Genomic DNA, 12165 nt, shown 5'->3' with positions numbered 1-12165 from the left:
AGGCTCCCCGACGCGGCAGAGGCAGCCAGCTGGGGCCGGTTCAAAGGGCCAAGGCGTGGCGGGCGGTGGAGATGTTCACCGCGCAACTGCGGGAGGAGGGCAGGTTCACGCATCTGCAGATCGCCGACGAGGCGGCCCGGGTCCTGGCCGGCCGCGATGAGGCCGCGTACCGGCATGTGGTGATCGACGAGGCTCAGGATCTTCACCCGGCGCAGTGGCGGATGCTGCGGGCGTGCGTCACCGAGGGCCCGGACGACCTGTTCATCGCCGGCGACCCTCATCAGCGCATCTACGACAACAAGGTGTCGCTGCGCAGCCTGGGCATCAAGGTGGCCGGGCGGTCGGCGCGGTTGTGGCTCAACTACCGGACCACGCATGAGATCCTCACCTGGGCCACCGCCCTGCTGACCGGTGAGTCGTTCGACTCTCTGGACGGCAACGACGACGATGCCATCGGGCAGGGCGCCGAAGGCCTGGACGGATATCGGTCCACCCTGCACGGCACCCGCCCGGTCCTGCACCAAGCCGCGTCCCAGGCCAAGGAACTGGACGCCCTCGTCGACCAGATCCGCACCTGGCTGAAGGCGGGCGTACTGCCGCAGGACATCGGGGTCGCCGCCCGTACCCGCAAGCTCGGCGACCTTGCAGCCGAACGGCTGACGCAGGCGGGCATCGAGGTCACCATGCTGCGAAACGATCCGCCGCCGGAGCGTGCGGCCGTGCGGGTCGGGACGATGCACGCGATCAAGGGACTGGAGTACCGGTGTATGGCGGTCATCGGGGTCACCGCGCACAGCGTGCCCGCCGCCGGCGCCGTCACCCCGGTCGAGGTGGACCGGCTGCAGCACCAGACCGACCTGCTCGCCGAGCGGTGCCTGCTCTTCGTCGCCTGCACCCGCGCCCGTGAAGGCCTGTTCGTCTCCTGGAACGGCGAGCCCAGCCCCTTCCTGCCAGCCTGAGCCACCCAGGACCACAAGCGGGTGATCGCGTACGGCCCGGTTACCGGTGCTGCTGACTGCCCGGCAGGTTACCTGGCGCAACTTCTACTCGGCGCGGGACATCTGCAAGCCACCCGCCTGCAGCCGTCCAGGGAGTTGCCCACTGCCGTACGCCATGCACGGGATGCCCGGGGGTGGACACCTCAGAGAAGGGGCGAGACTGGGTGTGTCACCGGGTGTCGTTGATCCACAGCGCCCAGTGGGTGATGTCGCAGCGAGGTGATATGACCTACGTCATCGGAGCCCGGGCTGCGGCACGGGCACCGAGTCGGGGATGGGACATGCGAAAGTTGCGAGGGGACAATGAAGGCGTCTGAGACGATCCTGGCCGATCTGCTGCAAGGCCGGGCCCAGCAGTACCAGATCCCGCTGTATCAGCGGACGTACTCCTGGACGGACCGTCAGCTGGATCAGCTGTGGCGGGACATCCTCGACCAGGCACGACTGCTGGCGGAGCAGAAGAACGGCACCACGCACTTCCTCGGCTCGGTGGTGCTGGCGCCGTCTCCGATGACCGAGCCGACCTTCCCCCGGTGGCTCGTCGTGGACGGCCAGCAGCGGCTCACGACGCTGTCGCTGGCGCTGACCGCGCTGCGCGACCATCTGGCGGCCACCGACCCCGAGGCCCGAGAGCGCATCGATGAGGAGTACCTCATCAACAAGCGCAAGCAGGGAGAGGACTACTTCCGGCTGTTGCCGACCCAGGCGGACAGGGCGCACTACGCGGAGTACATCCGCGGCACGCACACCGGCAGCGGCGGCGGCCGGGTCGGCGAGACCTACCGCTTCTTCAAAAGCAGGCTGATCAAGGCGGAAGACCCCGCCGATCCGTACGACCTGGCCCTCATCGAGCAGGCCATCGCCTCCCGGATGACCCTGGTGGCGGTCAGTGCGGAAAAAGACGACAACGTCCACCGGATCTTCGAGTCCCTGAACAACACCGGCCTGAAGCTCAGCCAGGCCGACCTGCTGCGCAACTACCTGTTCATGAAGCTGCGGCAGCGCGCCCAGGAGGTGTACGACACCTACTGGTTGCCGCTTCAGGAGGCGTTCAGCAACGAGGACCTCGAGCATCTGATGTGGCTGCAGCTGGTGCTCGACGGCGACGACCGAGCGCGCCGGCAAGACCTGTACACCGCGCAGCAGCAGCGCTTCGCCGACATCGGCTCCGGCGAAGACGCCGTGCTCGCCTACATCAAGGAACTGCACCGGCGCGCAGAGCACTTCACCCGCATCCTGCATCCGGAGCGCGAACCGGACCGCAGCGTGCGCGAGCACCTGCACCGGCTCCAGGAATGGCAGGCCAGCGTGGCCCACCCCGCGGTCATGCTGATGCTGGACGAACGCTCCAAGGGCAACATCGACAGCGCCGAGGTGGCACGGGCCCTGTCCTATGTGGAGAGCTTCCTGGTCCGGCGCATGCTGTGCTGGATCCCCACCAACAACCTCAACCGCATCTTCCAGGCCGTACCCGGCCAGCTGCCGGTCGGCCTCTCCCCTGCCGACGGCCTGCGGCAGCTGCTGTCCGCCCACCGCCGGTTCTGGCCCACCGACGATGAGGTCCGCCAGCACGCGCGGACCGGCCGGTTCTACGAACGCGGCCGGGTCAACCAGCGCAAGTTCGTCCTGCAACGCCTCGAGCAGAGCTACGAGCACCCCGAGCCGGTCGACTTCACCCAGGCCAAGCTCACCGTCGAGCACGTGATGCCGCAGTCCGCCGGCCCGGAGTGGCTGGCCGCGCTGGCCCAGGACTGCACCGACGGCGAGACCCCGGAAGAACTCCACGCCCGCCTCGTGCACACCCTGGGCAACCTCACCTTGACCGCAGTGAACTCCCAGCTGTCCAACAATCCCTTCGACCGCAAGAAGGACCTGCTGCACGCCAGCCATCTGGAGATGAACCGGCAGATCGCCGACACCGACCGCTGGGGGGCAACCGAGATCCTCGCACGGGCCGATGAACTCGCCGACCGCGTCATCGACCTGTGGCCTTCTCCCCTGGAAGGCGTCTCCCGAGTGGAACGCGGCCGCGACTGGGGCCAGCTGCACCAGGTCCTGGCCGCCATGCCGGACGGAACCTGGACCACCTACGGCGACCTTGCCGCGCTCATCGGCTCCAGCGCCGGACCGGTGGGCACCCACCTACTGGCCACGCCCGGCCTGCTCAACGCCCACCGCGTGCTGACCTTCGACGGACGCATAGTCGAGGGCTTCACGTGGGCCGATGGCCGCGACAGCGCCGATGTACGGGCACTGCTGGAAAGCGAAGGCGTGGAATTCACCGCCACCGGCGGCGCCCTGCCCTCCCAGCGGCTCGACGCGGACGATCTTGCAGCCCTGCTCCGGCAGGAAGAACCCGAACCGGAGATCACGCGCCCCGGCCTTTCACCCGACGCCCGGGCCTCCTGGCAGGAGCGCTGGGAACGCTTCCAGAAGCAGCTGGCAACCGACAACCCCGAACCACACGTCGCCGCCGTCCGCGAGCTCCTGGACTTCTGGGAAGCAGCCGGGGGCTGGGTCGGCCTGGGCACCGGGCACACCTACACCAGCGCGTTCCTCAACCTCGACCGGCCGGGCGCCCAGGCCACCATCTGGCCGCTTGCGATCTTCCCCGGCACCGGCCGCGGCGGAGCCGTGGAAGTCGTCTTCCAGCACCTGGCCTCACGCGAACCGTTCACCGACCCCGGCCTGCGCGACGAACTCCGACAGCGACTGAACCGGATCGAGGGCGTGACCATCCCCCACGGCAAACTCGGCCTGCGCCCCTCCTTCCCCTTGACCGTGCTGGAAAGCGAAGAGGGCCGAGCAAGCCTGTTCGAAACCCTCGCCTGGTTCCGCGACCACGCACTGCGCACGACCTGACCGGCACAACCACACCCGAAAACCAGACCACCGGGCGGACGTGCCACGGCGCAACGCCGGCTGGTGGGCGGCACACCGTGCCACCCACCAGCCCGCTCGGCCCGCACCCTTGCGGAAGTCAACCGGCCCTCCCGGCGCCCAGCGGCTCCACCCCGACGGCAGTCCGTGTGCAGCGAGGTCACCCCAAGAGCAGAAACCGGCGACGCCCCAGGGGAATCACCAGGGGTCCTGTCCGATCGGACAGGACCCCTCGCGGCGCTGTCAGGGACTGTTCGTGTTAGAGGCGGACCTTCGCCAGGGCAACCTGCACAAGGCGCAGCGCTGCCTGGACCGCCTCATCGTCGCGGAGCGGGCAGTTGACGACGTACTGGTGACCGGGGCGCACCGCCCGGAAACCGATGCGCGGCTCGTCCAGATCGGCCACGTCTTCACGGGTCAGGCGCAGGGTAAGTCCGCCGTTGGTGGCCTTGACATAGGCGACGGCGCCGAAGCGGCGGACGCCCGCGTCGCGGACCATGATGTAGTCGGTGCGGCCGTCCCGGGTCCGCTCGGACTCCCCCGGACCGATCTCGACATCACCGAGCGCCACGGCACCCTGAAGGAAGTCGAGCACACGCCTGGCGATCTCCGCACTACGCGCGCGACCGCGCACCAGATCTGTGATCTGGGCCCAGTCCAATTCCCCACCCAGCCCGCCGACAGGCGCATCCAGCTCCGCCTCAGCAGGCGCGCCGGCATCCGCATCGTCCTCCGGTGCTGTCAGCCGCAAGAACTCGGCAATCTCCTGCGGCGTGCCATCGATCAGGCGCATTCGCCCTCCCCTTGACTGCGAACGCAGCATCTTTGCACTTCGACATGCGTAAGCTTACTCACGCTGGCTCACGCGTGTGTCTTCTTGAGCAAGTTGCATATAAGTGAGTAGAAGAGCCGTGAGCCGCCAACACTTAGCACTGCCGCTGGGGGCGCAAACCAGGGGCAGTCGGTTCAGCCGATTCAGGCGATACACCCGAGAAAACCTCGCATCGTCCCGAACTCTCCCTTCAGGAGATAGGCAGCGGCCGGTCCGTTTCGGGCCAAGGGGGGCAGCGCCATGATGCAGAAGAAGCTCGAACGGCTCGAAATCCTGCGGTATCAGTACATCGAACTCTCCACGCGGTACCCATGGCTTCAGCACTACCATGAGCGTCTGGCCGAACTAGAAGAGCGCATAGCGCGGCTTCAGCCTCCAGCCTCCGAGGTGACCGACGCACCGGAAGTAGCCCAAGTCGTCAGGGCGACTACCATCCCTGGCGGCCCGCTCCCGCCGATGCCTTCGTGGAAACGGATGCGGAACATTGAAAAGCTCGCGGCCGTCTACACGTACCTCGGCCCAACTGGCGAGCGGCTGCGGGTTCACCTGCGCACCGGCAAAGGATACGTGTAATGACGAGAGCACAGGACAGCGGCCAGCGACGGGGCTGGACGGATCTGGCTTGACCGATGTCTGCCGCGCCTGTGCCTCGGTCACTGCGTATGCCGTCATGGTTAGCGAGTCTGCCGTCGGCCAAACTCCTGGGACTGTGCGTGGTGGTGCTCCGCTCTGCGGGTGCCGATAAGTCATCCGGCCAGGTCACTACCTTGATCACTGGTCTCCGGCTGTGCGCGTCGCTCACCCCACTGTCTTCACCTTGACGGGGACAGACGGCATCATGGCCTGTGGTGCTGCCGTGCCTGTCCTATCTCGCCATGATGAACACCTTCACGCTCCTGCGCTATGACGACGCTACCGCCAGCAGCCGGGAGGCCTTCAGTTCGGTCTCGTCCCACTCGCGCTCGGAGTCGGAGCCCCAGGTGATCCCGGCGCGGTCCAGCGAGGACGTCCCGGCGGTGCGCCCAAGCAGGGGTCACTTCATGGTCGGCATGGTGCCTGGCTGCTGCTGCAGGTGGTGCACACGCTGGTCGTGCCCGGCGCCGTGCGGGATCGATCTGGCGACGGGCGTCGGGGCCTCCGCGGCGCGCAGGCGCGACTGCGCCGTGAACTGCGCGAGGCGCGCGGCCACGCTGAGGGGGTTCGACGGTGCCATATCGACCACCATGTCGAACGCTTTCAGGGCGCGGCGGGTGGCGGGCATGCTGACCCGGAGGTCGTCGACGGCACGTCACTCCCAGAGCTTGCGCTTGCGCCGCCGTTTCTTCTTCCGGCCCGCAGCCAGATCGTCGCTCCAGTACGTACCTGTGCCGATGCCGTACGCCGGCGCCTTCGAGGTACGGGCCGTTCGGCGTCCGCGAGTGGGCTTCGGCTTCTGCGTCCGCGGCGTCTGCTGCCGGGTCTCCTCAGCGCTAGTGCGTTGTCCACGAACGTTGCTGGGGTGCTTGGGATCCGCCGGTCGGTGCTCGCGGTGCTGGGTTGTAGGCGTCATCCTCGTCGTCGACGTGATCGCTGTTGAGGGTGAGGGCGAAGATGGCAGAGCCGGTCAGGGCACGGCGATTGACCGATCAAGAAGGGCAGAGGCTGCAGCAGATCGTCCGGCGGGGCCGCCACGAGTCGGTGCGGGTCCGCCGGGCACTGATCATCATGGCGTCGGCGTCGGGCACCACCGCGACGGCGATCGCCAGGCTGGTCGCCGCGCACGAGGACACCGTCCGGGACGTCATCCACGCCTTCAACGAGAAAGGCCTGGCCGCGCTGGACCCTCAGTGGGCGGGAGGCCGTCCCCGCCTGATCAGCGATGACGACCGTGAGTTCATCATCGCGACGGCCACAACCCGCCCCATGAAACTGGGGCGCCCGTTCACGCATTGGAGCCTTCGCAAGCTCACCGACTACCTGACCCGCAACGGGAACCGCCGGGTGCGCATAGGCCGCGAACGGCTGCGGCAGATCTTGCACGAGCACGGGGTCTCCTTCCAGCGCACCCGCACCTGGTAGGAGTCCAAGGACCCGGACAAGGACACCAAACTCGACCGCATCGAGCACGTGACCAGCCGCTTCCCCGACCGGTGCTTCGCGTTCGATCAGTTCGGCCCGTTATCGATCCGACCCTGCCACGGCACCTGCTGGGCGCCGCAAAAGAAGCCGGACCGGTTGCCGGCCACCTATCGCCGCACTCACGGGATCCGGTACTTCCACGGCTGCTACTCGCTCGGCGACGACCGGCTGTGGGGCGTGACCCGCCGCCGCAAGGGCGGCGACCACAGCCTGGCCGCGCTGAAGTCGATCCGTGCGGCCCGGCCCGACGGCGCCCCCATCTACCTGATCATGGACAACCTGTCGGCGAACAAGACCCCGGCGATCCGGGCCTGGGCGAAGAAGCACAAGGTCGAGCTGTGCCTCACGCCGACGAGCGCATCGTGGGCCAACCCGATCGAGGCCCAGTTCGGCCCCTTACGTAACTTCGTCATGGGCGGCTCCGACCACCCCAACCACACCGTGCTCGCCCGCAGGCTCCAGGAATACCTCAGGTGGCGAAACGCCAACGCCCGCCACCCCGACGTGCTGGCAGCCCAACGCCGCGAACGCGCCAAGATCCGCTGTGAGCGCCAACAACGCTGGGGCCGCCCACGACCCAAAGCCGCCTAATCAACCCCGTCAACGTTCTTGGTCAACGCACTAGCTAGTCGTGGCTCGCTGCCTCTTCTTGACCCATCGGCCATCGACAAGCCGGGCAGCGACTGCCACCCATGTGCCGTCAACGAGCCGCTCGATCACCGCTTCACCGTGGCGAGTGCCCGCGACAACGAGAGCCTCGCGTGCGTCGGCAACTGGTATCTCGAGCAGGCCTCCGCCCGGTTGCCGTACGACCAGTCGGTGCGCGGACTTGGCCGTCATTGTGCCGTTCTCCTCCATGTCACCGGTGACGCCACCACTGGCGTACTTTCAAAACCTCGGACGACCAAGCGGTACGGACCTGCTTGGCATCGCCGCGCCCGAGGAATTCGACGATGACGGGGAAGTGCGGGTGCATCTGCCCATTGCCCACCGTCACCAGGGCGGACAGCAACGGCTCGTCGCCATCGGAGTCCTGGTCCACCAGGACCAGCACCGCTGCCTGATTCTCCAGGCTGAGGCGCGGCAGACCGTGTATCCGCTGACGCAGGTCGGACCAGGTGACCAGCGCGCGGTCACGCGCGATCCGTGTCAGGACCGGCCGGACCTGCGAGGCGATCTCGAGCAGTTGGCCGAGAGGCAGGAGCTCAATGGCTTCATGCTGCTCGGATGCTGGCTGCGACGAGGCGTCGGAACGGCTCTGCCGCGGTTCAACTGCACGACCCTGGTCGCTGGCGGATTGTCGGATCGGTGTCCGCGTGGTGCTCTCCGGTCGGGCGCTGCGCTGCGGCCTGGCGCGCGGTGTGGTCTTGGGCTGGGGCGGCGGTGCCACGGCAGATGCCGGCTGCTGGGATCTCGCCGCCTCTTCGCGGGAGCGCTGTTTCCACGCCTGCGAATCGATGGTCTCGCGGATCTCCCTGAGTGCGCTGCGCTGCTCACGGGAAGCAGAGACCGGAATATCCGCGGCCTTGTGCCAGGCCAGAGCGTACAGATCCGCGGCCCCGACCTGGTCGTAGTCGCGTACCGCGCGCTTGAGTTCGGCCAGGGTGGTATTCAGCCCGCCGATGGCGACAGCCATCTGACTGGAGCTCAGGACTTCACGTCCGACGGTTCGGGCGCGCAGCCGGTTGATCCACGACTGGCCTCCGCTGAGACTGACGCGTCCTGAAGTCATCGCATGGCCTTCTTCCCCCGGTGGGCATCTCGCTTTCACGTACTTCCCGCTACTGCGGTCACTACGGCACCGCCTACTATGGGGCAGTTCCGCGCCGACCTGCTATTCCTCTGTCAGGTGTGGCTTCTGCTCTGCGTTGGGCAGTGGCCTGCCGAGCCGGGAGCGAGTACATGAGGGGGAACCTGGCCGAGATGCCGCATCAGGCTGTGCCGCCGCTACCGCTGCAAATTTCGTCGTGGCAGTAGGCCGAGCACAACGCAGCCCGCTGGATGCGCCACTGGGGCTATACCGATGCCGCCGCACGGCCCGGAGGCCCGGACTCCGGCATCGATGTCCGCGCTACCGGCGCACTGGGACAAGTCAAGTACCAGGCTGCCCAGGTTGGGCGTCCGGAACTGCAACGTTTCGTGGGAGCGCGCCCCTACGGATCGACAGCACAACTGATCTTCTTCACCGGCAGCGACTACACGCCCACGGCCGTGGCCTACGCCCAGGAGTGGAACATCGCGCTCTTCAGCTATCGCCTGGACGGCGCCATGACGCCGGTCAACGACACGGCACGCCGCATCCAGCGCTCCTCCGCATCCACCGCGCCCATAGCGGCTCGGAACACCAAAACGGCCGAAGTACAGACGTTCTGGCAGCGGAACTGGCGTGTGTTCGCGGGAGTTTGTCTCCTAATGGCACCGTTGGGCTCGATCGGAGGCGAGAAGACCTACACCCGCCCGCTCGCCCTGGACGTCCTGAAGTTCATCGGCATCCTCCTGGCGTGCTGGTCGCTCGGCACGTTCCTGATAGCCGCACGGTTCGGCGTCCGCATCTCCCTCCAGCTCCGGCCCTTCCGTGCGGCCGTCGTTTCCCGACGAGGAACGGGCCCGGCGGCAACGGTGAGCAGGACTCGTGTGCCACGCCCCACGCACAACGGCGCCACGGCGGCCTCCACAATGCAGCAGGACGGCCTGGTGGCTGAGGCCGCACGTCTGCTCCGTACCGGCAGCAAGCAGCACCACGTCGACAAGATCCAAGGGCTGCGGCCCAGCTCGGTGGGGATGGCGCGGATCGTTGCCTTCTCCCGCAGCCGGTCGGCGATGTGCAGCCGCTCGTCATCCGTCAGGTACCGGGACGGCCCCGAGGCCACCCACACCACTGGGGGCAGTCTCGGATGCTTCTTTCCACCCTCGGACCGACCGTTGCGCCACTCACGGCCGGTCCGAGGATTGTCCTCAACGCGTCTGCACGCATCACCGTTGTTGAACCCAAGCCCCATAAGCCGGAAGCATTCCTCCCCATTGCGTCTTCTTGACGATAAGTGGGGTGGCGTGCCAAGCTGACGCAGCATCTCCCCCGCGATCACTTGATCAACATTCTCCCCCCACGCCTGCGCCGTTCCGGTCGCTTCTGGCCGCCGCTGCTGCCCGCAGATCACCGCCCCGTCCGGCCCGCCCGCCGCGTGCCGCCGCACTGTATGGAGGCACCATGGCTCGCATACCGAACCCTCGCCTTGGCGCGAAGGGCACCGACCGGGCTGCCGGGGTGCTGCTCGGCGCGGCGGTGGGTGACGCGTTGGGTGTGCCGTACGAGTTCCAGGCGACGCTTCGGGAGGATCAGCAACCGCGGATGATCGGCGGCGGCCTGGGTCCGTACGAGCCAGGCGAGTACTCCGACGACACCCAGATGCAGGTCTGCATCGCCCAGGTCGCGGCGACCGGAGCGGATCTGCGCAGCCCCGAGGCCCTGGACGCGATCGCCGCCAACTTCCAGGGCTGGCTGAGCGAAGGCGCCAGCGACGTCGGCAACCAGACCAGCATGATCCTGAGCACCGCCGCCCGCGCACCCGGGTCGGCGGGCACGGCGATGCGGGAGACCGCCCGAGAGTACACCGCCGGCAACGTCCGCAGCGCCGGGAACGGCTCGTTGATGCGGACCGGGATCGTCGCCCTCGCCCACCTCGGCGACGCCGCCGCGATGGCGGAGGCCGCCATCGCCGTCAGCGCGCTCACCCACCCGGACCCCGACTGCGCCGACGCCTGCGTGCTGTGGTGCTCCGGCATCCGCACGGCGGTGCTGCACGGGACCTTCGACGGCGTACGCGAAGGCCTGGACCTGCTCCCGGCCGAACGGCGGGAGACGTGGGCGAAGCGGCTGGACGAGGCGGAGGCCAACCCGCCGTACCACTTCCACAACAACGGCTGGGTCGTCCACGCGTTCCAGGCCGCCTGGTCGGCCATCACCCGCACCGCGGTGCCCGAACTGAGCCTCGCCGAGCGCACCTTCCCCGCCCAGCACCTTCAGCTGGCTCTGGAGGCGGCGGTTCGGGCCGGGACGGACACCGACACCGTCGCCGCGATCGCGGGCGCCCTGCTCGGCGCGCGCTGGGGCTGCTCCGGCATCCCGCTGGAATGGCAGCAGGCCGTCAACGGCTGGCCGGACCTCACCGCGGCCGACCTGGTCCGGCTGGCGGTGCTCACCGCCCGGGGCGGGAGCGACGACAAACTCGGCTGGCCCTCGTCGCCGCAGATGCCGCCCGGCGACCACCGCAGCTTCGCCGTACCCCACCCCCACGACCCCGGGGTGGTTCTGGGCAACCTGGCCCTGGCCCAGGGCGCCGAGCCGGTCGGAGTCGACGCCGTGGTCTCACTGTGCCGCGTCGGCACCGCCCCGCTCCTGCCCGGCACCGACACCGAGCACGTCCGCGTCTGGCTGGTGGACAGTCAGGGATCGAACGCCAACCTTCACTACGTCGTGGACCAGGCCGCCCGTCAGGTGCTGCGGCTGCGCCAGGAGGGCAAGCGCGTCCCGCTCCACTGCTTCGCCGGGCAGAGCCGCACCCCGGCCGTCGCGGCTGTATACAGCCACCTGGCCCACGGCACCGACCCCACCACCGCGCTCAAAGACCTGCGCGAGGTACTGGTGCAGGGCTGGCATCTGTCAGCGCACCCTGAGCTCCACGATGTGGTGCACGAACTGACCACCACAGCAGCCCCCCAAGGGAAGCCGACCGGACCCACCCCGCAGCCCGGCCAGGTGGGCAAGGTCGACGGGGCCAGCGCCTGAGGGACGATACCGAATGAGCTCCACGCCGAAGATCACCACCGCGGGGTCGGGGTGCCGGCGGTCAGCGGCTTACCTCGGGTCGTCTTGCGGCCGGTGACGATCACCGGGTCACCGAGGTCGTCGTCCAGCCCACGAAGCCGAGGTCCGAAGCCTCGAGGCCGTCTTCCCGCAGTTGGCAGTGACCTTGTTGAGCCGGAAGGTGGCTACTCAATGCCTCCCGGCATCCGTCAACAGGTCAGGTCCTTGATGCGTGCCCGGGTTCGTTGGGCCTGGTCGGGTCGGTCGAGCGCGTCAAGCAGGGTCGCGGTCAGCTCAAGGTCGGAGACCAAGGGGGCGGTGTGCATGCCGGGATCGGTCTCGGCGAGGCGTTCGCGCAGCGGGATAGCCCGGCCGACGGCGCCGAGAGCTTCCAGGGGACGTGCATCGGCGCGGAGGTAGACAGCGAGATCGTGGTGGAGTTGGGCGAGCCAGAGCAGGTAGGGGTGGTCGGTTTCGTTTTCGATCGGGCCGAGCAGGTCGATGGCGTGCCGGGCCAGATGGATCGCGTCCTT

General features: G+C 68.2%; 8 protein-coding genes and 3 pseudogenes. 6 read left to right on the top strand and 5 right to left on the bottom strand.

Going from position 1 to position 12165, the window contains the following annotated elements:
• Positions 1 to 959 (top strand): 3'-5' exonuclease (locus ACRWNP_RS36220; protein WP_431969131.1); only part of this gene is annotated, 959 nt, incomplete at its 5' end.
• A gap of 342 nt (positions 960 to 1301) precedes the next feature.
• Positions 1302 to 3860 carry a GmrSD restriction endonuclease domain-containing protein gene (locus ACRWNP_RS36215; protein ID WP_431969129.1) on the top strand — a complete coding sequence of 853 codons (2559 nt, stop codon included), beginning with the start codon at positions 1302 to 1304 and terminating at the stop codon, positions 3858 to 3860.
• A gap of 277 nt (positions 3861 to 4137) precedes the next feature.
• Here ACRWNP_RS36215 and ACRWNP_RS36210 read toward each other — a convergent pair whose 3' ends face one another.
• On the bottom strand, positions 4138 to 4671 hold the full coding sequence (locus ACRWNP_RS36210) for a hypothetical protein (RefSeq protein ID WP_431969127.1): 534 nt from the start codon (positions 4669 to 4671) through the stop codon (positions 4138 to 4140).
• 279 nt (positions 4672 to 4950) lie between these two features.
• On the opposite strand from ACRWNP_RS36210, the gene ACRWNP_RS36205 reads away from it, so the two are divergent.
• Positions 4951 to 5283 (top strand): hypothetical protein, encoded by a 333-nt coding sequence (locus ACRWNP_RS36205; protein ID WP_431969125.1) that lies wholly within the window; start codon positions 4951 to 4953, stop codon positions 5281 to 5283.
• A gap of 460 nt (positions 5284 to 5743) precedes the next feature.
• Here ACRWNP_RS36205 and ACRWNP_RS36200 read toward each other — a convergent pair whose 3' ends face one another.
• Positions 5744 to 5971, bottom strand: coding sequence for a hypothetical protein (locus ACRWNP_RS36200; RefSeq protein ID WP_431969123.1), 228 nt, complete (start codon positions 5969 to 5971; stop codon positions 5744 to 5746).
• A gap of 329 nt (positions 5972 to 6300) precedes the next feature.
• On the opposite strand from ACRWNP_RS36200, the pseudogene ACRWNP_RS36195 reads away from it, so the two are divergent.
• A pseudogene (locus tag ACRWNP_RS36195) lies at positions 6301 to 7419 on the top strand (IS630 family transposase).
• Positions 7420 to 7687: 268 nt separating this feature from the next.
• Here ACRWNP_RS36195 and ACRWNP_RS36190 read toward each other — a convergent pair.
• Positions 7688 to 8560 (bottom strand): hypothetical protein, encoded by an 873-nt coding sequence (locus tag ACRWNP_RS36190; RefSeq protein WP_431969121.1) that lies wholly within the window; start codon positions 8558 to 8560, stop codon positions 7688 to 7690.
• 269 nt (positions 8561 to 8829) lie between these two features.
• Here ACRWNP_RS36190 and ACRWNP_RS36185 point away from each other — a divergent pair.
• Positions 8830 to 9015: pseudogene (locus tag ACRWNP_RS36185) on the top strand (restriction endonuclease); the annotation flags it as partial.
• 557 nt (positions 9016 to 9572) lie between these two features.
• Here ACRWNP_RS36185 and ACRWNP_RS36180 read toward each other — a convergent pair.
• A pseudogene (locus ACRWNP_RS36180) lies at positions 9573 to 9899 on the bottom strand (helix-turn-helix domain-containing protein); the annotation flags it as partial.
• 137 nt (positions 9900 to 10036) lie between these two features.
• Here ACRWNP_RS36180 and ACRWNP_RS36175 point away from each other — a divergent pair.
• Entirely contained in the window at positions 10037 to 11614 is a 1578-nt protein-coding gene (locus ACRWNP_RS36175) for an ADP-ribosylglycohydrolase family protein (RefSeq protein WP_431969119.1), read from the top strand.
• Between the two features lie 227 nt (positions 11615 to 11841).
• Here the strand turns inward: ACRWNP_RS36175 and ACRWNP_RS36170 are convergent.
• On the bottom strand, positions 11842 to 12165 hold a 324-nt coding region (locus tag ACRWNP_RS36170), incomplete at its 5' end, for a hypothetical protein (protein ID WP_431969117.1).

The organism is Actinacidiphila sp. bgisy160 (genome assembly GCF_965342435.1).
In the GTDB taxonomy this organism is placed as follows: domain Bacteria; phylum Actinomycetota; class Actinomycetes; order Streptomycetales; family Streptomycetaceae; genus Actinacidiphila.
Note: the sequence above shows the minus strand (reverse complement) of the source record. Positions and strands in the feature narration are given on the sequence as shown.